The organism is Streptomyces sp. ICBB 8177, from assembly GCF_003144095.1.
Classification (GTDB): Bacteria; Actinomycetota; Actinomycetes; order Streptomycetales; family Streptomycetaceae; genus Streptantibioticus_D.
Genome location: NZ_NSKH01000004.1, coordinates 166,727 through 188,367 on the forward strand (window position 1 = coordinate 166,727; position 21,641 = coordinate 188,367).

At 73.4% G+C, this 21,641-nt stretch carries 15 protein-coding genes; 6 read left to right on the top strand and 9 right to left on the bottom strand.

Annotated features, from left to right (window positions below):
- On the bottom strand, positions 1-5,361 hold a 5,361-nt coding region (locus tag CK485_RS06450), incomplete at its 3' end, for a type I polyketide synthase (RefSeq protein ID WP_199239258.1).
- A 609-nt stretch (positions 5,362-5,970) separates the two neighbouring features.
- On the opposite strand from CK485_RS06450, the gene CK485_RS06455 reads away from it, so the two are divergent.
- The gene (locus tag CK485_RS06455) at positions 5,971-7,404 is read left to right on the top strand and encodes a condensation domain-containing protein (protein ID WP_109447903.1); all 1,434 of its coding nucleotides are present in this window, start codon (positions 5,971-5,973) and stop codon (positions 7,402-7,404) included.
- On the opposite strand, the gene CK485_RS06460 is transcribed toward CK485_RS06455, so the two are convergent.
- The gene (locus tag CK485_RS06460) at positions 7,386-7,721 is read right to left on the bottom strand and encodes a hydroxyisourate hydrolase (protein WP_109447905.1); all 336 of its coding nucleotides are present in this window, start codon (positions 7,719-7,721) and stop codon (positions 7,386-7,388) included. The two genes, CK485_RS06455 and CK485_RS06460, sit on opposite strands and share 19 nt — an antisense overlap.
- Before the next feature lie 304 nt (positions 7,722-8,025).
- On the opposite strand from CK485_RS06460, the gene CK485_RS06465 reads away from it, so the two are divergent.
- Positions 8,026-8,229: a hypothetical protein gene (locus CK485_RS06465; RefSeq protein ID WP_109447907.1), complete on the top strand. Its 204-nt coding sequence runs from the start codon at positions 8,026-8,028 to the stop codon at positions 8,227-8,229.
- Between the two features lie 72 nt (positions 8,230-8,301).
- On the opposite strand, the gene CK485_RS06470 is transcribed toward CK485_RS06465, so the two are convergent.
- Both CK485_RS06470 and CK485_RS06475 read right to left on the bottom strand, forming a co-directional pair.
- On the bottom strand, positions 8,302-11,649 hold the full coding sequence (locus CK485_RS06470) for a BTAD domain-containing putative transcriptional regulator (RefSeq protein WP_109447909.1): 3,348 nt from the start codon (positions 11,647-11,649) through the stop codon (positions 8,302-8,304).
- A 589-nt stretch (positions 11,650-12,238) separates the two neighbouring features.
- Positions 12,239-12,994, bottom strand: a complete 756-nt coding sequence (locus CK485_RS06475) for an SOS response-associated peptidase (protein WP_109447911.1) — start codon at positions 12,992-12,994, stop codon at positions 12,239-12,241.
- A gap of 104 nt (positions 12,995-13,098) precedes the next feature.
- On the opposite strand from CK485_RS06475, the gene CK485_RS06480 reads away from it, so the two are divergent.
- A complete protein-coding gene (locus tag CK485_RS06480; RefSeq protein ID WP_109447913.1) occupies positions 13,099-14,070 on the top strand; it encodes an SDR family NAD(P)-dependent oxidoreductase in 972 nt (323 codons plus the stop codon).
- A 34-nt stretch (positions 14,071-14,104) separates the two neighbouring features.
- Here the strand turns inward: CK485_RS06480 and CK485_RS06485 are convergent, their stop codons facing one another.
- Together CK485_RS06485 and CK485_RS06490 are read right to left on the bottom strand one after the other, a co-directional pair.
- Positions 14,105-14,464 (bottom strand): hypothetical protein, encoded by a 360-nt coding sequence (locus CK485_RS06485; RefSeq protein ID WP_241968175.1) that lies wholly within the window; start codon positions 14,462-14,464, stop codon positions 14,105-14,107.
- A gap of 8 nt (positions 14,465-14,472) precedes the next feature.
- The gene (locus CK485_RS06490) at positions 14,473-14,982 is read right to left on the bottom strand and encodes a SigE family RNA polymerase sigma factor (protein ID WP_109447917.1); all 510 of its coding nucleotides are present in this window, start codon (positions 14,980-14,982) and stop codon (positions 14,473-14,475) included.
- Positions 14,983-15,192: 210 nt separating this feature from the next.
- Between CK485_RS06490 and CK485_RS06495 the strand changes: the two genes are divergently transcribed.
- Positions 15,193-15,615: a hypothetical protein gene (locus tag CK485_RS06495; protein ID WP_109447919.1), complete on the top strand. Its 423-nt coding sequence runs from the start codon at positions 15,193-15,195 to the stop codon at positions 15,613-15,615.
- A gap of 320 nt (positions 15,616-15,935) precedes the next feature.
- On the opposite strand, the gene CK485_RS06505 is transcribed toward CK485_RS06495, so the two are convergent.
- Both CK485_RS06505 and CK485_RS06510 read right to left on the bottom strand, forming a co-directional pair.
- Positions 15,936-16,331, bottom strand: coding sequence for an ROK family protein (locus CK485_RS06505; protein WP_109447923.1), 396 nt, complete (start codon positions 16,329-16,331; stop codon positions 15,936-15,938).
- A 369-nt stretch (positions 16,332-16,700) separates the two neighbouring features.
- Complete coding sequence (locus CK485_RS06510; RefSeq protein ID WP_109447925.1) at positions 16,701-17,909, bottom strand: S53 family peptidase; 1,209 nt, start codon at positions 17,907-17,909, stop codon at positions 16,701-16,703.
- 795 nt (positions 17,910-18,704) lie between these two features.
- On the opposite strand from CK485_RS06510, the gene CK485_RS06515 reads away from it, so the two are divergent.
- Both CK485_RS06515 and CK485_RS06520 read left to right on the top strand, forming a co-directional pair.
- Positions 18,705-19,391 (top strand): GntR family transcriptional regulator, encoded by a 687-nt coding sequence (locus CK485_RS06515; protein ID WP_199239259.1) that lies wholly within the window; start codon positions 18,705-18,707, stop codon positions 19,389-19,391.
- Positions 19,388-20,248, top strand: a complete 861-nt coding sequence (locus CK485_RS06520) for a sterol desaturase family protein (protein ID WP_109447929.1) — start codon at positions 19,388-19,390, stop codon at positions 20,246-20,248. The genes CK485_RS06515 and CK485_RS06520 overlap by 4 nt, the downstream gene beginning before the upstream one ends.
- An 11-nt stretch (positions 20,249-20,259) precedes the next feature.
- Here the strand turns inward: CK485_RS06520 and CK485_RS06525 are convergent, their stop codons facing one another.
- The gene (locus CK485_RS06525) at positions 20,260-21,327 is read right to left on the bottom strand and encodes a Gfo/Idh/MocA family oxidoreductase (protein ID WP_109447931.1); all 1,068 of its coding nucleotides are present in this window, start codon (positions 21,325-21,327) and stop codon (positions 20,260-20,262) included.
- Positions 21,328-21,641: the final 314 nt, after the last annotated feature.

The window sequence follows — 21,641 nt, forward strand, 5'->3', positions numbered from 1 at the left end:
ATCAGCGAACCGCACCGCATCACGCACCTGATCCGTCCAGTACTCCGGATCCGACCACGAACGCCCCACACCCACCGCCGGCTCATACGCCACCACCGGCTCACGAAACTCCACCGACGCCAACTCCGCCCGAAAACCATCCAGCACCGGCTCCATCAACGGCGAATGAAACGCATGACTCACCGGCAAACGAGACACCCGACGCCCCCGAGACACCCACCCCCCAGCAACCGCCTCACACACCCCCACCTCCCCCGAAATCACCACATCAGACGGACTGTTCACCGCAGCGACGGCAACACGACCCTCCAACCCCACCAGCGAACCACGCACCTCCTCCTCACTCGCCGCCACCGCGAACATCCCCCCACCCGACGCCAACCCCTGCATCAAACGACCCCGCGCCACCACCAACCGCGCCGCATCCGCCACACCCCACAACCCCGCCACACACGCCGCAGCGAACTCCCCCACCGAATGACCCGCCACCACACCCGGCACCACACCCCACGACCCCAACAACCGGAACAACGCCACCTCGAACGCGAACAACCCCGGCTGCGTGAACCCCGTCTCATCCACCAACCCCGCACCCACACCTCCAGGAACAGCCCACAACACCTCCCTCAACGACCGCCCCAACAACCCGTCAACCACCCCACACACCTCATCGAACGCCCCCGCGAACACCGGAAACGCCTCATACAAACCCCGCCCCATCCCCAACCGCTGACCACCCTGACCCGAGAACACCACCGCGAGCCGGGGGTCACGGTGTGCGGTCGAGGTGATCAGGCCGGGGGCCGGACGGCCGTCGCGCAACGCGTGCAGTGCGTCGAGGAGTTGGGCGGCATCCGTGCCGAGGGCCACCGCCCGCCGCTCGAAGCGCGTTCGGGCCGCGAGGGTCGCCGCAACACCGTCCGGGTCCTGGCCGTCGTACCATCGCGCGATCCGCCCGGCCTGGGTGCGCAGGGATTCCTCTGTGCGCGCGGTCACCGGCCAGGCGGTGAGCGTCCCGCTGGGCCGCGGGGCGGCCGGGAGGGCGGCGGTGTGACCGGGCTCCTCCAGCACGACGTGGGCGTTGGTGCCGCTGATGCCGAACGAGGACACCGCGGCCCGCCGCGTTCCGTCCTCACGCCTCGGCCATCGCTGATCCGCCGTCAGGAGCCGCACGTTGCCGTCGCCCCAGTCGGCCTTGGTGGTCGGCTCGTCGGCGTGGAGGGTGCGGGGCAGGATCTCGTGGCGCATCGCCTCCACCATCTTGATGACGCCCGCGACCCCGGCCGCCGCCTGGGTGTGGCCGATGTTGGACTTCACCGAGCCCAGCCACACGGGGTGTTCGTCGTCGCGCCCGGCGCCGCGCCCGTAGGTGTCGATGAGGGCGTTGGCCTCGATCGGGTCGCCCAGCGCGGTGCCGGTGCCGTGTGCCTCGATCGCGTCCACGTCGCCCGCGCCCAGGCCCGCGTCCGCGAGCGCCTGTCGGATCAGCCTGCGCTGCGCCTGACCGTCCGGCGCGGTCAGCCCGTTGCTCGCGCCGTCCTGGTTGATCGCGGTGCCGCGGATCACGCCGTGCACCGGGTGCCCGGCACGTACCGCGTCCGACAGCCGCTCCAGTACCAGCACTCCGCAGCCCTCGGCGAACGAGGTGCCGTCGGCACCAATGGAGAACGCCTTGGCCCGGCCGTCCGGGGCAAGGCCGTTCTGCCTGCTGAACTCGACGAGGTTGCCTGGAGCGGCCATCACGGTGACGCCGCCGGCCAGGGCCATCGGGCACTCGCCGCGCCGCAGGGACTGCACCGCGAGGTGCACGGCGACCAGGGAGGACGAGCAGGCGGTGTCGACGGTGAGCGCGGGGCCGGTCAGGCCGAGGGTGTAGGCGACCCGTCCGGAGGCGACGCTGAGGGCCGTGCCGGTGAGCAGGTGGCCGTCCCCTGCGCCCGACGGGGCGGAGAGCCTGGGGCCGTACTCCGCGGCCATCGCGCCGACGAAGACGCCCACGGGCCTGCCGGAGAGCGCGGCCGGGTCGAGGCCCGCGCGTTCCAGGGCCTCCCACGAGGTCTCCAGCACCAGCCGCTGCTGCGGGTCCATGGCGAGTGCCTCGCGCGGGCTCAGCCCGAAGAACGCGGCGTCGAACTGCGGCGCGTCGTGCAGGAATCCGCCGTACGCGCTGGTGAGCCGGCCGGGCCCGTCGCCGAGGAGGGTGTCGAGGTCCCAGCCCCGGTCGGCGGGAAGGTCACTGATCGCGTCCGTCCCCTCGGCCACCAGCCGCCACAGCTCCTCCGGTGTGGTGACGCCGCCGGGGTAGCGGCAGGCCATGCCGACGATCGCGATGGGATCGCCCGCATCGGCCGGTGTGTTCTGAGCGGGCCGCGGTGCGGGGGCGGGGGCGGCGGCGGGGGAATCGCCGTCCAGGAGGTCGTGGAGGCGGGCGGCGAGGCGCTCGGGGGTGGGGTGTTCGTACGTCACGGTGGTCGGCAGCGGCAGGCCGGTGAGCGTCCTGAGCCGGTCGCGCAGTTCGACGGTTCCCATCGAGTCGAGTCCGAGGTCGCGGAAGCTGCGCGCGGGATCGAGGGCGGTGCCGTCGGCGTGGCCCAGGACGGCGGCTGCGGCGTCGGTGACGGTGCGCAGGAGTGCGGCCGGGGTGGGAAGCGGCCGGGGGCGGTCGTCCTTCGAGGGCGCGGCGGCAGGGGTCGTCGCCGCGCGGGGGCGCGGTGCCTCCCCGATCCAGTGGCGTTCGCGCTGGAAGGCGTAGGTGGGCAGGTCGGTGAGGCGGGCGCCGGGGACGTCGTGCTCCGGGCTCCAGTCGACGGGCGCGCCGTGGGTGAACGCCTCGGCGAGGCTGCGGCGCAGCCGGTCCCGGCCGCCTTCGTCCCGTCGCAGGGTGCCCACTGCGGCGGCTTCGCGGTCGGCCTCCTCCGCGGTCTCCTGGACGGCGCCCAGCAGGATGGGGTGCGGGCTGCACTCGACGAAGAGCGTGCATCCGGCGTCGAGCGCGGCGCGGGTGGAGTCGGCGAAACGCACCGGCGAGCGCAGGCTGCGGTACCAGTACTCCGCGTCGAGGGTCGCGGTGTCGACGGGCTGCCCGGTGATGGCGGAGTGGAACGGGATGTCGGTGGAGACGGGGGCGATGGGGGCGAGGGCGGTCAGGATCTCGTCGCGTACGGCCTCCACCGCGGCGGTGTGCGAGGCGTAGTCGATGGCGAGGGGGCGGCTGCGCACTCCCATGGCCTCGAACCGCTCGCGCAGCACGGCGAGTTCGTCCTGCGGTCCGGCGAGCACGGTGGCGCGCGGGCTGTTGACGACTGCGACGCCGACGGCGCCGGACGCGGGCAGTTCGGCGGCCACGACGTCACGTGGAGCGGCCACCGACAGCATCCTGCCGCCCGCGACGCGGGAGAGCGCGCGGGCACGCAGTGCGACGACACGGGCGGCGTCGGGCAGCGGCAGGGCGCCGGTCACCGTGGCGGCGGCGATCTCGCCCTGCGAGTGGCCCAGCACGGCGCAAGGACGCACGCCACGGGAGCGCCAGACCTCGGCGAGGCCCACCATGACGGCCCACAGCGCGGGCTGCACGACGTCCACCCGCTCGTGGCCGGGGGCGTCGGGCTCGCCGCGCAGGACGGCGAGCAGGTCGTAGTCGACGTAGGGGACGAGCGCTTCGGCGCACTCGGCGATGCGGGCGGTGAACGGGCCGGCCTCGGCGAGGAGTTCGCGGGCCATGCCGGCCCACTGGGAGCCCTGCCCGGGGAAGACGAAGGCGCAGCCGCCCGTGGTCGCGCGTCCCGCGATCACCTGGGCGCCGGGCCGGTCGTCCGCCAACTCCTGTACTACTGCGACGAGTTCGGCACGATCGGCGCCGAGCAGTACGGCACGCTGTTCGAAGAGGGTGCGGGTGCGGGCGAGGGAGAGCGCGACGTCGGCGGGGCGGGCGTCCGGCCGGTCGGCGAGGTGGGTGGCGAGGGCGCGGGCCTGGCCCCGCAACGCGTCATGGGATCGCGCGGACAGGATCCAGGGGGCGGGCTCGCTCGCGGCCTCGACGCCGTCCGGCGCACCGCCGTCCCCGCGGTCCGTAGCCGGTTCGACGGAGGCCAGCACCAGGTGGCAGTTGGTGCCGCCCATGCCGAACGCGCTGACTCCGGCCACCAGTTGCCCGGTCTCGCCGGGCCAGTCGCGTACAGTCCGCACGACTTCGAGGCGCAGGTCGGCCAGCGGGACGCGGTCGGAGGGCGTCTCGAAGGTGGGAGTGGGGACGAGGGTGCGGTGGCGCAGGGTCAGGGCGACCTTGATCAGGCCGGTGATGCCCGCCGCTCCCTCCAGGTGTCCCACGTTGCCCTTGGCCGATCCCACCAGCAGCGGGGATCGGGCGGCGCGGCCGATGGTGAGGGCGGCGCCGAGGGCCGTCGCCTCCACGGGATCGCCCACCGCGGTGCCGGTGCCGTGCAGTTCGACGTAGCGCACGGAGCCCGGGGTCACGCCCGCCTCGCGGCAGGCGGCGCGCACGACCTCTTCCTGGGCCCGCGCCGACGGCACGGTCAGGCCCTCGCCGCCGCCGTCGTTGTTGACGGCGCCGCCGAGGATCACGCAGTGCACGGGGTCGCCGTCGGCGAGGGCGGCGGACAGCGGCTTGAGGACGACCATGCCGCCGCCCTCGCCGCGCCCGTAGCCGTTGGCGCGGCGGTCGAAGGTGTGGCAGCGGCCGTCGGGGGAGAGTGCGCCGAACCTGCCGAGCGCGGCGCTGGTCTCGGCCAGCAGGTTGAGGTTGACGCCGCCGGCCAGGGCCAGGTCGCAGGCACCGCGCCGCAGTTCCTCACAGGCCAGCCGGACCGCCACCAGGGACGAGGACTGGCCGCTGTCGACGACGAGGCTCGCGCCGCGCAGGCCGAACAGGTACGAGACGCGGTTGGCGATCAGGCTGCGGTGGGTGCCGGTGACGGAGTGGCGGCTCAGCGCCGACTCTCCCAGCCTGTCGTGCAGTTGGGCGTAGTCCCCGGAGATCGCGCCGACGAAGACGGCGGTCGGGGTGTCGCGTACGGATTCCGGGAGGAGGCGGGCGTCCTCCAGCGCCTCCCAGGCCAGTTCCAGCGTCAGCCGCTGCTGCGGGTCCATGGCGGCGGCCTCGGCCGGCGGGATGCCGAAGAACGCGGCGTCGAAGCGGTCGGCGTCCTCGATGAACCGTCCCCGCTCGTGCTCCTCGGCGCCGCCCTCGGCCAGCCGTCCGGCGGGAGCCGTGCCGTCCGCCTCGCCTCCGGCGCGCAGCAGCTGCCAGAACTCCCGCGGGCTCGCGGCTCCGGGCAGTCGGCAGGACATACCGATGACGGCGACCGGCTCGGCGGTCCGTGACCGTTCATCCACGGAAGACATCGACCCACCTATCGTCATGCCGCCATTCCCGTTCTCGGCGGGAACACGGAAGGGATCGGGAAAGGAGCAGCGGGAAATCGCGAGGGGCGCCGCGAGGTGCCGCGGTCGGCCGGCGGGCCGCGTCGGCCGGGGGTGTTCCGGCCGGTCGTCCCGGGGTGCGCCACCGAGCTTCCCCGGGGCGACGTCGCTGGTCAAGGCGGTACGGGAGGGTGGGCGGTGGCAGTCAGTGCCGGTCAGAAGCTGCCAGCGCGGGCGCGTTGACCAAGGGTGCGGGCGCATGGGTAAGTGGGTGCCATACCGGCTTCCCCGACGCGTCGCGGAAAGGGCTGGGAATCGCGGAAGCGCAGGCGCGGAACTGCCCCGCGTCCGTCCACCTCCGCTTCCGGTGTCCGAATCCGTCGCGTCCTCCACGGAAAGGGGGTGGCAGCCATGCGCATGGTGGTCTGTACGAAGACCGCGCGCCGGCGCGGCATCCGCCGGGGCTGACGCAGGCCTCCCGGCTCCGGGGCGACCCGGGCTCTCTTCGCCCCCGCGTCCGGCGCGCCGCACGGCGTCCCGGACGCGGGGGCGGGCCGGTGGCAACCAGACGACCCACGTACGGGAGGGATTATGCCCATCGACGCCCCGCTGCACTTCGGGCAGTTGTCGACCTGGCGTTCCATCGAGACCTTCGCCGCCGACCGGCTGATGGAGGTGAACGTCCCGGGCTCCTGGGACGTGACCGGACTGGACGAGGCATGCATCCTGCGTGCACTGCGCTGCCTGACGGAGCGTCACGAGGCGTTGCGGACCACGTTCCACACCGCGGGCGAGGTGCCGTTCCAACGCGTGCACGCGCAACTTGAGCCGCGTGTCCACCGGTTCGAGGCACCCGACGCCGAACCCGGTACCGTGACGACCGCCCTGCGGGCCCTGCACGGCCGCGCGTTCCCGGTGACGGACGATCCCGGGTGGCACGTGGCGCTGCTGCGGGTGGGCGGGCGGCCGCGCAGGCTGCTGGTGTCGCTGTCCCACATGGTGGTCGACGTGTGGGCGGTGCGCCAACTGGAGGCCGAGTTCCGCGTGTTCGCCACCGGCGGGGTGCCCGGCGGTGAACCGGCGGCCCACCCTCGTGACCTGGCCGAGGCGCAGAGTGGTGACGGCTGGGCGTCCCGTCGGCGCGGTGCGCGCACGTACTGGAACCGGGTGCTGGACGGGGGCCCGGGGCGCAACCTGCCCGTCCCTCCCGCGCGCACCGACGAGTGCCGTATCCAGGCGACGTTGCGTTCGCACCGGCTGGCGGAGCTGACCCGTCAGGCGGCGACGGCGCACGGGGTGTCGCCGCAGAGTGTGCTGACCGCGATGACGGCCGCGGCGCTCGCGACCGTGCTGCGGCGCGACCGGGTCGTGCTCAGTGTGATGTGCGCGAACCGCTTCGACCCGCGCTGGCAGTCCATCGTCAGCACGATGAACCAGCTCGTCCCGCTGGTGTGCGCCACCGGCCCGGACACCGCGCTCGGCGCCTACCTCAAGCGCGTCCACCTGGGCGCCCTGCTCGCCTACCGGCACGGCTCCTACGACGTGGACATGGCAACCGAGCTGGCCGAACAGCGCGTCGGCGGCGTGTCCTTCGCGCACGACTGCTGGTTCAACTACGTCACCGGCCCGGACGCGCCGCCTTCCGGTCCGCCGGGCACGCCGCCGCCTGCCGCGTTCGCCTGGACCCCGCCGCCGCGCCATGCGGGTCATCCCTTCTACGTGAGGGTCAACGGGGACGGCGACACCAGCGTCGAGATCACCCTGCGCGCCGATCCCGACCTGCTGCCCGCCGGGGCCGTGGTGACCGCGCTGCGCACGATGGTGCTGGGGGTGCGACGGGCGGCCACCTCCCCGGACAGCACGCTGGGTGAGCTGTCCGACGTGGCTGATCTGCCGTCACCTGCCGTTGCGGGGGCGGAACTCGACGCCGGCCTCTTCCCGCCCGAGGTGCCGGCGGCACCACGGGTGAACCGGGGACCGGAGGCGTCGCGTCGGCCGCGGACGCTTCAGCTCACGCCGCGATAGCTCAGACAGGAGTGCGAGGAGACCACCAGCGGCAGATGCAGGTCCGCCACCGGGTCGCTCACCCGGAACTCCACGATGGCCCGCGGGTGCAGCGGCACCGTGCCGAGGATGGCGTAGTAGCCGTCCAGGTCGCAGACGAGCTGGTAGACCCCTGACTCCAGGGGCGCGCCGCTCCACACCGCGAGGGTGCCGTCCGCCCCCGTCCGGCCGCGTACGAGGTCCTTCCAGCCGCCGTCGACGTGGCACCTGAGCAGGACGTCGACGTCCGCCGCGGCGACGCCGAAAGCGCTGTCGGTGATGTGGATCGAGAGCTTCATCGGGACACCGTTCCTCGTTCGGGCGCGGAAGGACCGCGGGTACCGGCCCACGGTTGGCTGCGCCGGTATCGTCCGGCTATCGATCCGCCTTCGCCCACGGGCCGGCTCCCTTCGGGGAACGCCGAAGTCACGCCGGGCCGGACCGGCGGAGGCCGCGGTTCCGCCGACGGCGGCCGCCACTCGAGTCGCGCTCGATAGCGGTTCGAGGACGCGGGGGAAGCCGGACGAAAGCCCCCCGGCGAACCATCGAAGCCATCGACCGCCGGGCCCCGGACGGCGGTCCCCACCACAGGAGTTGGCTTCGATGTCCCCTTACGCCCTGCGCCGCCTCGCCGTCTGCGCCACCCTGCTCACCGCTCTCGCGGGCAGCGCGGCGGCCGTCGCACCCTCCGGCTCTCCCGCCCACGCCCCGCGCACCGCGGTCCTCACCGCCGACGGCGGCAGCACTCCGGCCCCGACCGGCACGCCCACCCCGGCGCCCGCCCCCGGCAACACCCAGTGGGACTGACCCGCGCCTCGATCGCGACTTCTGCGGCGGGACCGTCCGCCCGACCCGCCCGATCCCGCTCAGCCGATCCGCTCACACCACCTGGTCCGCGCAGGACATCTCGTCCGCCCGCGTCAGCGTCCCGGCCTCCCCGGCGGCCTCGCCCGGCAGCGCGGCCAGCCGCCGGTTCAGCTCACCGACCAGCGCCATCGCACCCTGGTCGAGCCGCAGCCCGGACAGCATCCCCTTCGCCGCCCGCCAGTCGTCCCTGGCCGCCTCCGGGTCGCCGCCCTGCGCCCGTATCCGGCCCCTGACGCCCAGCGCCCTGGCCCTGAACAGCGTCGCCCCGATCGCCTCGAAGCCCCGCAGGGCGTGCTCCGCGTGGGAGGCGGCCGCCTCGGGACGCGCCACCATGCAGGCTTCCGCGAGCGCGAGGGTGATCCGGCTCTCCGCCATCCGCGCGCCCTCCTTCACCGCCAGGCGCAGCGCCTCGGTCAGCGTCTGAGTCGCGGCGCCGTGGCCGCCGCTGCGCATCTCGACGGTGGCGAGGCCCAGGAGCGCGTAGCACTGCCCTACCTTGTCGCCCGCCGCGCGCACGCTCTCCAGCACCGCCTCGTAGGCACGCCGCGCGCCGTCGAGGTCGCCGCCGCCGAGGCACAGCTCGCCGAGGCGGTTGCGGACCTGGGCGGCCACCCGTTCGTTGCCGACCTCCTCGCAGATCTCCCCCGCCCGCTCCAGCAGGCGCAGCGCCGCGTCCGGTTCCCCGCAGTCCTGGCGCACCCGGGCCATGCGCTGGAGCACGTGGGCCTCGGCGACGCGGTCGCCGGTGACCTGGAAGACGCCGAGCGCCTCCTCCCACCGGCCCATGGCGGACGTGACGTCGCCCTTGAGCCAGTCCTGGTAGGCCATGTTGCGGGCGACGAGCGCGGCGCCGTGGTGGTCGTCCATCCGCCGGTAGAGCGCGTACGCCTGCTCGAACTGGCGCATGGCGCGGTCGGAGGCGTGCTCGAAGGAGTGCAGCGAGCCCAGGGAGTAGCGCATCGCGGCCTCGCCGCGCCGGTCACCGGCACGGCACGCCGCCTTGAGCGCCACTTCGTGGGTGTCGCGCCAGTCGTCGAAGTAGGAGTTCGCCTCGAACAGCGTCACCGAGCTGAGCGCCAGGTCCCAGGCATGGTCGACCAGTCCGCCGGCCGCCGCCTGGCGCACCGCCGCGACGAGGGACGTGCGCTCCTGCTCGTACCAGCCGAGCGGGTTGGCCATCAGCCGGTCGACGAGCCGTCGCGGCAGTTGCCAACGGCTCGCCGGGCTGCGCAACTCCAGGTAGTCGCCCGCGTACTGGCGGCGGTGGGCCTCGCCGGTGAGCGACAGCAGGGCACCGAGCCAGCGTTCCAGGGCGCCGCGCCGCTCCCCCGCGTCCTCCTCGACCAGACGCTCCCGGGCGAACGGACGCATCATGTCGTGGAAGCTGTAGCGCACGTGGCCGCCGGGGCCCGGCTTGGCGTTGATCAGGTAGGCCTCGGCCAGCACCTCCAGCGCCTCCTGGGCGCGCGGCGCGTCGACCTCGAGCAGCGGGGCTCCCACCCAGTGGGCGAAGCTCGGCACGTCGAGCAGCGCGAGGCGGCGGAAGAGCAGGCGGGCGTCGTCGGACAGCCCGTCGTAGGTGAGCGAGATGGAGGCGCGCACCTCCAGTTCGCCGTGGTTGAGTTCGTCCAGGCGCCGGGACTCGTCCACCAGGCGGTCCACCAGGTCGGCCACGCTCCAGTGCGGGCGGGCCGCGAGCCGGGCGGCGCAGATGCGCAGTGCCAGCGGAAGGTTTCCGCACAGCCGGCTCAGTTCCGCGACGTCTTCGGGCTCGGCGCCGATGCGTTCCTCGCCGACGATGCGGGAGAGCAGTTCCGCCGCGCCGCCGTCGCTGAGCGCGCCGATCTCGACACGGGCCGCCGACGGCAGCCCGGTGAGTCTTCGGCGGCTGGTGACGATCACCGAACTGCCCGCGGTTCCCGGCAGCAGCGCGGCGACCTGGCGCTCGGTCATCGCGTCGTCCAGCACGATCAGCATCCGGCGTCCGCTGACCAGGTCCCGGAAGAGTTCGGCGCGCTCCTCCAGGCCCTTGGGCAACGCGGGGCCGCTCACCCCGAGCACCCGCAGGAAGCGCTCCAGGATGTCGGCGGGACTCGCCGGCCGGTCACCGGTGCGCAGGTGGGCGTAGAGCTGGCCGTCGGGGAAGTCCTGCGCGAGCAGGTGGGCCACGTGCACGGCGAGCGTGGTCTTGCCCGCGCCGCCCTGTCCGACGACCACGCACACCCGTACCGCGTGCTCGGTGCCGCCGTCGCCCTTGCCGCCGACCTGGCGGAGGATCAGCTCGATGGTCTCGCGGCGTCCGGTGAAGTCGGGTATGTCGGCGGGCAGCAGGCTGGGGGTACGCGCCTGCGGCCAGGCGTGGGTCGTTAACCCGGTTTCCGGGGTGGGGGGTTCGGCGCCGGTGCCTTCGGTGACGGCTTCTGCCACCGGATCGGTCGTCGCGCCCGGGGCGGACGTCACGGCGGAGGCGCCGGTCGGCAGGGCCGCCAGGGACTGCGAGGGCGCCTCGGGGGTGCGGGACGACGCGACGTCGGAGGTGGGGGCGTGCTGCCGAGCGGCGGGCTCGGCGGCAGAGGCGGGAGCCGGGCCGTGTGACGGGGGAACGGCGCCCGGCGGGGCGGGGGTGAACTCCCCCGCCAGCATGCTCTGGTGGAGACGGCGCAGCTCCTCGCCGGGCTCGATGCCGAGTTCGTCCATCAGCACGTGGCGGGCGCGCCGGTACTCCTCCAGCGCCTCCGCCTGCCGCCCCGCCCGGTACAGCGCGGTCATCAGCAGCGCCTTGAAGTGCTCCTGGAGCGGGTGTTCCACCACAAGTGACTGCAACTCGCCGATCAGTTCGCGGTGTTCACCGGAGAGCAAGCTGCATTCCAGGCATTCGCCCAGGACGGTCAGCCGCCGCTCGTCGAGTCGCGCCGCGCCCAGCCGCACCAGCCGGCTGTCGACGTCCGCGAGCGCGGGGCCGCGCCACAGTGCCAGTGCCGACCGCAGCTCCGTGACGGCCCGCGCGGGGCGGGATCCGGTCATGGCGGCCCGCCCCTCGGCGACCTGCTGCTCGAAACGGTGCAGGTCGAGGGTGCCGGGCTCGACGCGGATGCGGTAGCCGGGGTTGCGCGTCTCGATGGGATCGGGACCGCTGAGGGTGATGCGGCGGCGCAGGTTGGATATGCAGATGTGGATCTGGCCGCGCGCGGTCGCGGGTGGGTCCTCGCCCCAGACCGCGTCGATCAGCCGGTCCACCGGGATCACGTGGTTGGCCTCGAGCAGCAGCAGCGCCAGTACGGCTCGCTCCCGCGGGCCCCCGAGCGGTACCGCGGTCCCCGCCCGGAAGACTTCGAGGTGCCCAAGGATGCAGTACTCCACCGCTCATCCCCCCGAAACGACCAGCCCCCAGTCGCGACGCCACGTTGATGGCCCGTCCCCCGAGTCGCGTGTGGTGTCCAAACATATGCAGGGGAACACGGAGGCGACAAGGCGTGGGGCTCAAGCGGGAGTTGGGGCGCGAACCCTGTGTGATCGGCAAGCCACGGCCGCGGGCGGCTTCGCGGCGGCTCGGTCCCCGGTGGAAAGCGGAAGGAGCGGGGCGACCGGTCCGGTCCCGGATGACCGTGCCGGCCGCCCCGTTCGCGTGATCGTCGTCATCCTTCCGCCGCCGTGAGCAGGCGAACCGGCGTCGGCCCCGACCGCACTCGAAGGCGTGAACCCGGCCCGCCGGGGTTTCGCCGCGGACCGGGCAGCTTCACGCAGCGGCCGGGTGCGACGCGGGCCGGTACGACCGTGCGGCTGCCCCCCGGCGACTTCACGGGCGAGCGTTCGGGATCGTCCGCGAATCCCGAACGCTCCCGTCCTGACGCCCCAGCTCCCCCGACGTGGTGTGGCATCCCGCATCCCCGCCGATCACGTGGACGGCGAACCGCGCCGTGCCCGGGGGTCACGCGATTCCGCGGCGGCCTCACGCGCCCCGGAACGGCTCGACGTCGACCGCGGTCAGCAGCTCGGGGCCGTTGTTGCGCACGTTGTTGACCGCCGTGGTCACCGCCTGGGCGTCGAGCCTGCCTCCGGCCGGAGGCGTCAGCAGCTCGCGCAGTTCCTCCGGGTCCTGGCGGGCCGGGTCCAACCAGGCGTCCCAGTCCCCGGCGGCGATCGCCAGCGGCATCCGGGGATGGACCCGCCCGGCCGCGTCCGTGGCCTCGGTGGTGATGATCGTGCACGAGGCCAGCCAGGCCCGCGGGTCGTCGTCCTCGGCGACCTGCGGGTCGCGCCAGAACTCGTACAGTCCCGCGAACGCCATCAGCGACCCGTCGGCCGGGCTGATGAGGTACGGCTGCTTGTACGGCTTGCGGTCCTCGCGGGCGGGCATGCCCTGCCACTCGTAGAACCCGTCGGCGGGCAGCAGGCAGCGGCGTTTGACGAACGCGCGCCGGAACGCCGGCTTCTCCCCCACGGTCTCCATCCGGGCGTTGATCATCCTCGCCCCGACGGTGACGTCCTTGGCCCAGGACGGGACCAGGCCCCAGCGCAACGGCCGCAGCCGCCGGGTCACCTCGCCGGTCCCGCGGTCCGCGCGTTCGAGCACCGACCAGACCTCGTCGGTCGGCGCCACGTTCCACGAGGGGCCCGGCGCGTCGGCCGACGCGGGAGGCTCGGCGGTGTGGAAGACGTCGGCGAGGTCCCTCGGGCTGCGAGTGGAGACGTAACGGCCGCACATGCTCCCACCTTGCCACGCCGCACCCCGCCGGGCGGCGGCCTCGGCGGTCGTACCGCTCGTGTCACCTTGCGTTGGAGCGCGCTCCAATTCCTAGTCTCGACGTCATGACGACATCGAAGGCAACACCGCAGCACAGGATCGGATCGGGGTTCGGCGCCGACAGCACGGCGGCCGAGGTGCTCGACGGGGTCGACCTGACGGGCAAGCTGGCCATCGTCACCGGCGGGTACTCGGGCCTGGGTCTGGAGACCACCCGGGCGCTGTCCGCCGCGGGAGCCCACGTGGTCGTGCCCGCCCGGCGGCCCGAAGCGGCCCGTGAGGCGCTCGCGGGCGTCGACCGTGTCGAGGTCGAGCGGATGGACCTGGGCGACCTCGACAGCGTCCGGGACTTCGCGGAGCACTTCCTCGCCTCCGGCCGCGACGTGCACATCGTCATCGACAACGCCGGGATCATGGCCTGCCCCGAGACGCGGGTCGGGCCGGGGTGGGAGGCGCAGTTCGCCACCAACCACCTCGGCCACTTCGCCCTCGTCAACCGGCTGTGGCCGGCCATCGCGGCGGGCCGGGCCCGGGTGGTGTCGGTCTCCTCGACCGGGCACCACAACTCCCCCATCCGCTGGGACGACCTGTGGTTCGAGCGCGGCTACGACAAGTGGGAGGCGTACGGCCAGTCCAAGACCGCGAACGTGCTGTTCGCGGTCCGCCTCGACGCGCTCGGCAGGGACGCCGGTGTACGGGCGTTCGCGGTGCACCCCGGCGGCATCCTCACCCCGCTCCAGCGGCACCTGACCCAGGAGGAGATGAGGGAGCGCGGCTGGATCGACGACAACGGCGAACCGGTGCCGGACCTCGGCTTCAAGACGCCTCAGCAGGGCGCGGCCACCCAGGTGTGGGCGGCGACCTCCCCCCGACTGGAGGGCATGGGCGGCGTCTACTGCGAGGACTGCGACATCGCCGAGCCCGCCCGAGCCGACGGGCCCCGCACCGGCGTGCGCGACTGGGCGCGCGACCCGGAGCAGGCGGCCCGTCTGTGGGAGCTGTCGGCGCGGCTGACCGGCGTCGACGCGTTCGCCTGACCGGTGAGGCCCCCGGCCGGGCGCGGACCGCGCCCTAGCCGGGGCTCCGGGTGGGGGACGCGCTGCCGATGTGCGGCGACGCGCTCACCGGCGTCGGCACCGACACGCCGCTGGGTGAGTGGTCCGGGCTCGCCGGGCCGACGCTCGGCGGGCTGAGCGGCACAGGACGGTGCTGCGGCTGCGCGCCCGGCAGGGCGGCCACGGCGGTGGCCGTCAGCGCGACGAACAGCATCGTGCCCGTGGCCGAGAGCGCCAGGCGCCGGCGCCGTGTTCGTCGTCCGCCCGCGACGGCGGCGTCGACGGCATCGGCGACGTCGCGCGCGGCGGGCTCCCCCGCGGCGTCGAGGATCTGCTCGAAGGCGGTCCGCACGACGTCCCCTTCCTCCCCGTTCATCTCCCTCCTCATCTCCGGCTCGTCTCCTCGGCGAGGTCCCCGACGAGTTCCCGCAGCCGCGCGAGCCCCCGGGCGCTCTGGCTCTTGACCGTACCCGTCGACACGCGCAGTGCCTCCGCCGTCTGCTCCACGCTCCAGTCCTCCCAGTACCGCAGGACCAGCACGGCACGGTAGCGGGGTGGCAGCCGCATCAGCGCCGAGCGCATCACGAGGCGCAGTTCCGGCGCCTCCGGGCCGGTCGACGGCGGCTCGGCCAGCTCTGCGAGCGGCTCCTCGCGCCAGCGGCGTCTGCGGTGCTGGTCGATGAAGGTACGCGTCAGGATGGTGCGGGCGTATCCGTCCACGTTGCCGTCCTTGCGGACCCGCCCCCAGGCCGCGTAGAGCTTCATCAACGTGACCTGGACCAGGTCCTGCGCCTGGTGCCAGTCCCCGCACAGCAGGTACGCGCTGCGTCTGAGCTGCGGCTGCCGTGCCTCGGCGAACGCCCGGAACTCCCGTTCACGGACTTCTTCCCTCACACACACGCCTTCCGTCCGCGAACCGTCTTCCGTCCTGGTAGTGGTACGCGAGCGGACTCCCGGCAGGTTGCACGCGAACGGGAACGAGATCCCTCGGCCTCGCGTGCAACCCGTCCTGTGGCCGGTCCCGTACTCCTCTCATGCCAGGGCCATGGCCCAGGTCAACGGCTGAGCGGTCCCGCTCGGCCCCGTGGTTAGGAGTTCAGCTCAATGCATCGCAAGTCCTCACAGCGCACGCACCGAGTCCGTCGTCTGCTGCTCGGCGTGACGGCGGGCACCGCGGTCGCCGCGGCGGGCTGGGGCGCCGTGGCCAACGCGGCCGCCAACCCCGCCAGGCCGGCGGCGCCGGGGCACAGCGCCTCGCCCACTCCCGTGGCCCCCGCTCCCGTCCGCAGCGCCTCGCCGGTCCCGGGAGGCGTGGCGACCGCCAGCCCCGTCCCGGGTGGCGGCGGCGCCGCGACGCCCGCTCCGGTGCGCAGCGCGTCCCCGGTGCCGGGTCACGGTGCCTCCACGCCGGTGCGCACCCCTTCGCCGGTCCCGGCGCGCGGTGTCGCCACGCCCACGCCCGCGGGCAGCGCCTCCCCCGTTCCCGCACCCGTCAGCGCAGTCGCGACGCCCGCGCCGCGCGGCTGACGCGCCGAACGCCGCCTGCGGGGCGTCGCGCTCCTTCGGGGGCGGGGCGCCCCGCAGGCGAACAGAACCACACACGCCCCTTGCGCCATTATGATGGAGTCCGTGCTTATTGAGGACGCCACCCGGAGGTGCGGGCAGGTCGTCCAGGGGTGGGCCGTCGTGGCGCCGCGACGCGTCCTGCCGACCGGTGGCACGGGTGGCGGGCGCGAGCCGCCCATCCGTCCCGAGCGGCGCGGGCCCCACACCGCGTCGCCCGGGGACGCCGACACGCGGCGTGAGGAAGGGAGTTGAGCATCGGCCGGTGTGGGGGGCGGCCCCGGTCACAGGTCGGCGGAGCGCTCCAGCGGCAGTTGTTCGGCGTGGTCGAGCGCCAGCCGGACGGCGCCAAGGACCGCGCACTCCTCGCCGAGCGTCGAGGCCTTCACCTCGGGCGTCCGGACGCACACGCGGTTCAGTTCGGTCACCAGCGGCTCGACGAGCAGATCCGCCGCCTCGGAGAACTCCCCTCCCAGTACGACGAGTTGGGGGTCGAGAGTGAGCACCAGGGCCGAGGTGCCGACGGCCAGGTCCCGTACGTACCGGCGCACGGCCGCCGCGGCCGACCGGTCGCCCTCGCGCGCCGCGGCGAAGACCCGCTTCGGATCCTGCCCGGCGTCCGCGTCCGGGGCGTGTTCCCCCGCCCACGCGGTGAGGTGGCCGGGCGCGTCGCGACTCATGAACGCTCCCCGTCAGCGGCCCGAGGGCTTCGGGCGTCCTGGGCGGATATAAGGCGGACTCCACCATAAGACAGGCACGCCACCTCACACACCACGAGGGGTGCCGGAGCCCGCTGTTGGCAGTGGCCCGCCGGACACCCGTGCGTCAACGCCCTCCAGGGCAGACCGCGGGCTGCGCCAAGGTCTGAAGCGAGCACGCCGACCTGCTGCCGCACCACAACGGCGGCGTATGCCCGGTGTCGTCGAACTCGCGGACAACGCGTGTCCCGGCGGACAACGCGTGTCCCGAACGGGCCCGTCCGTCTCGCCGCGTGCCACGGGCCCCGGCCGCGGGGTGGCGGTCGGGGCCCGTGCGCGATCGGCGGAGGGTCAGCCGGTGAAGGCCTTCAGGCCGTTGGGCGTGCCCAGGCCGGTCGGGCCGTCGTAGCCGGGGCCCGCGGTGCACAGGTACGTGCCGTTGCAGTCACCGTTGGAGCCCGAGGTGACGTCGTTGAGCGCCGAGGTGTTCTTGTACGGGAACGACGCCGGGTTGCTGCCCGACGACGGGGCGCCCGCGTCGGCGTACACCGAGGCGATGATCGGTGACGAGGCGCTGGTGCCGCCGATGACCTGCCAGCCGCCGGACTGGTAGCTGTCGTAGACCGCGACACCGGTGGCCGGGTCGGCGACCGCCGAGACGTCCGCGACGGCCCGCTTCGAGCAGCCGGTGTCCTTCTGCCACGACGGCTTGGTCTCGATCGTCGAGCAGCCGGAACCGGTGCCCTCGCTGCTGCTGGTGTTCCACACCGACTCCGACCAGCCGCGCTGGCTGGAGTCCTTCTTCAGCGACGTGCCGCCCACCGCCGTGACGTCGGGGGAGGCGGCCGGGTACTCGACGCCGTAGCCGGAGTCGCCCGCCGACGCGGTGATGACCACACCGGGGTGGTTGAAGTACTGGCTGTCGGCCTGGGTGTCCGAGGCGTCCTCGGAGCCGCCGTAGCTGTTGGAGACGAACTTCGCGCCCTGCTTCACGCCCTGGTTGACGGCCGCGCCCAGGTCGCTCATGTTGGCGGAGTTGGCCTCGACCAGCACGATGTGCGCCTTGGGGGCGATGGCGGAGACCATGTCGAGGTCGAGCGAGATCTCACCGGCCCAGCCGGAGTCGGCGGTCGGGTAGCTGCTGCCGCCGTTCTGGTCGACCTTCTTGAAGCACCCGTTGGCGGTGGTGCAGTCCGGCAGGCCGAACTGCTTGCGGTAGGCGCCGAGGTCCTTCTCCGCGTTGGGGTCGTCCTGCGCGTCCACGATGGCGACGGTCTGCCCGGCACCGCCGTCCGACGGCAGGTCGTACGCGCTGCGCAGGTCCGACGGGCCGAAGCCGGACGGGGCGTCACCCGGGGCCACGGCGTGCTTGGCGACGATGTCGGTGCGCTCCAGCGCGTTGCAGGCCATCTCGCCCGGCTTGTCGGGCTGCGAGCACAGCCGCTTCACGTGCGGCCCCACGGCGGCGGACACCGTCGCCGCGCCCGCGGGGGCGACGATGGCGTAGGTCCCGCCGACCACGGCGGCCGCCGAGACGGCGGCGATGAGGGACTTGCGCATGCCGCTCTTACGGCGATGCGTACGCACCTCGGGAGTCGATATCTGCAATGAACGGCCCTCCCTGGGGGGATGGGACCGGCGCGCTCGGACCCGGGTGGGCCCGGGGACGCACGCCGACCCGGGATCAACCACCACTCGGTCCCGTGCGGTTCCGGTCGCGTGGGGCACACCGGGTGGGGGTGGCACGGAGGGGAGACGGCGTTCCGCCCTGCGCGCACGGCCCTGGGACACGCCGTGACGCACGGGGGAACGGCTGCCACCCCGCCAAGTGGTGGCTGATCGGGGAAGTTAGTGGAATCGAAAGCGGGCTCACAAGGTCGGCCAGTTGTGCGGTCCACAGATTTCGTCCACACAACCTCCCACCGGTGACGGTCTGAACGGTCCGCCAGTGGGAACGCGGCCATCCGGCGCCACGGGGCCCGACACCGGTTTCACAGCGGCGTCAAAGGCACCGCACAACCTCGCACGGACCACGGTTGACGTGCGCCGCGGCCACGCCGGCAGCGAGGACGGAACTCCGTCCGCGGCGCACCCCTCCCTCAGCGGGCAGACGCCGACTTGCGGCGATAAACGGACCCAACTCCCATGTCGGGTCATTCAGTCGCGAAAGCGGAACGCGCTCTTCACGGATTCCTCACGAGACGGTTTCGAGGCAACGGGGCAGGTACGGACCAGGCCGGGGGCGGAACATCACGCCATACCGCGGCGAAAACCAGACTGGTCCAACCAGTTGACCGGTCCCGCACACCGGTTGATGCTGTGCTCATGACAGGACGCGCCATTCGGCGGACTTCCGTGTCGGAGCAGACGTTCGTGATCCTGCGCGATCGCATCGTCGCCGGGGACCTCGCTCCGGGCCAGCCTCTGCCTGCTGAAAGGGAGTTGGCGCAGGAGTTCGGAGTCAACCGGCACGCCGTGCGGGAGGCGCTGCGGCGGCTCCAGCAGGCACGGCTGGTCGAGGTGTCCCACGGCGGGCGCACCATCGTGCTGGACTGGCGCCGCACCGCCGGGCTCGACCTGGCGGTCGGCGGCGCCGGTGGCTCCGGCCCCGTGGACCTGCCGGGCCTCGAACAAGGCGCGTGGGAGATGCGCGCCTGCGTGGGCGCGGACGCGGCCCGGCTGTGCGCCCTGCGCGCAGACCGGTCCACGACCGACGCCATCACCGCGGCGACCGACCGCTACGCGCGGTCCCAACCCGACCTGGAGGCGCTGGGCGCGGCCGATGTCGCGTGGTGGCGCCTGATCGTCGAGGGGTCCGGCAACCTGGCCTACCTGCTGGCGTTCAACACCCTCGTCCAGGGCGCTCTGGCCGAGGCCGGGCCACCGACCGCGACCCGCACCGCCGAACTCCTGGACGTGGCCGCCCACCGGCAACTGGCCACGCTCATCGCCTCGCACGAACCGGAGGCGTCCTGGCGCCTCGCCCGCGACCTGCTGTCGCGCAGTCTGATCCCCTCCCGGACAGGAGAACGGGTCCGTTGATTCCCGCGATCGTCTACGCCATTCCCCTGTTCGTCGTCCTGGTCGCCCTCGAAGCGCTCTCCTACCGCTTCCTGCCGGACGACGACGAACGCGGCTACGAGGTGAGGGACTCCGCCACCAGCCTGACGATGGGCGCGGGCAGCCAGGTCATCGCGATCCCCTGGAAGGCCTGCACCGTCCTGGTCTACGCGGCGGCGTGGACGGTCGCCCCGGTGCGCCTGTCGGCCGCCTCGCCGTGGACCTGGGTCCTGCTGTTCTTCGCCGACGACCTGGCCTACTACGCCTACCACCGCGCCCACCACCGGGTGCGGGTGCTGTGGGCGAGCCACGTGGTCCACCACTCCAGCCTGCACTACAACCTCTCCACCGCCCTGCGCCAGAGCTGGACACCGATGACGGCGCTGCCGTTCTGGCTGCCGCTCGCCCTGCTCGGCGTCCCGCCGTGGATGATCCTGCTGGAGCAGGCCGTCAGCCTCCTCTACCAGTTCTTCCTGCACACCGAACGCGTCGACCGCCTGTGGCGTCCGCTGGAGCAGGTGCTCAACACCCCGTCCCACCACCGGGTCCACCACGGCTCCAACTCCGCCTATCTGGACCGAAACTACGGCGGCATCCTCATCGTGTGGGACCGCCTCTTGCGCACCTTCGAGCCGGAGGGCGAGCGTGTGGTGTACGGCCTGACGAAGAACATCGGGTCCTTCAACCCGGTGCGGGTCGCCTTCCACGAGTACCAGGCCATCTGGCACGACGCGCGCCGGGCGGACCGCTGGCGGGACGTGGCCGGCTACGTGCTGCGCCCGCCCGGCTGGTCGCCCGCGCCCGCGACGCCCCGGGCGGAGGTGGGTTCCGTGGTGTGACGGGCCGCCCGTCACTCCCCCGGGTACCTCACCCCGAGCCTTCCGCGCACGTCGTCCAGCATCCGCATCAGCCGCAGTGTCTCCTCCAACGGCATCAGCTGCGACTCCAGGCGCCCCCCGGCGACACAGCGCGCGGCCTCCGCCGCCTCGTACGCGTAGCCGTCGTCGGAGACGACCGGGCGGTAGGAGTCCACCAGGCGCCCGGCGCGGTCGAAGAGATCCATCGTGGTGGGCGTGTGGAACTCGCCCCGCAGCTCAAGCCTGCCGAGGGAGCCGCATATCGACGCCGTGGTCGGTGTGCGCGCGTACATCGTGGTGTGCACGATGCCGTGGGCGCCGTCGTCGTTGACGAGGATCACCGACGCCTCCCCGTCGACCCCGGTGTGCGTCGCCGAGCCCGCGACGGACGCCACCGAGCACGGGCCCAGTGCCATGGACGCGAAGGAGAGCGGGTAGACGCCCAGGTCGAGCAGGGCGCCGCCGGCCAGTTCGGGGGCGAAGCACCGGTTGGCCGGGTCCGGGTCCATGCGGCGCCCGAGGTCGGCGAAGACCGCGCGCACCTCCCCCAGCGCCCCGCTCTCCAGGCACTGCCGGACCACGTCGGTCTGCGGCAGGCACCGCGTCCACATGGCCTCCATGAGGAAGACGCCACGCGAGCGCGCCGCCGCGACGAGTTCTTCCGCCTCCCGCGCGTTGCGGGTGAAGGCCTTCTCCACGAGCACGTGCCGACCCGCCTCGATCGCCGCCTTCGCGTGCGCGAAGTGCTCGGAGTGCGGGGAGGCGACGTAGACGATGTCGACCCGGTCGTCCGCGAGGAGGCCGGCGTAGCTGCCGTGGGCGGCGGGGATCGCGAACCGGCGGGCGAACGCCTCGGCCCGCTCGGCACTGCGCGACCCCACCGCCACGACCTGTTGGTGCGTGTACGTGCGCAGCGCCTCGACGAAGGTCGCGGCGATCCCACCGGGACCGAGCACCCCCCACCTGAGCACCGGGGCCGATCGCGGCGACAGGGTACGCGGCGCGGACAGCCCCGCGACCGGCTCGCCGTTCACGGCCGCCTCGGATCCCTCAGCACTCATCGCTGCTCTCCCACTTCCTGCGTAGTGACGGAGTGCTCCGTCGTGACGGCATCCTCCGTGGCCGGCTTCCTCCGTGGTGCGGTTCCGAGGGATCTACCCGCCCAACGGGCCGTAAGACCAGGGGGTTTCCCCGGGTCGCCCGGGACGCTGCGCGGCCATGCTGGACGGCGGATCCCCGACCAGGCCCCCACCACTGACCCGGAGGAACGGGATGCTGCGCACGATGCTTCGGATCCGCGTCTTCGAGGACCGGTTCCGAGGCCTCGCGCACAGTCTGCCGGGAACCCTTCCGGCGAGCTGCCGCGGCGGTGCGG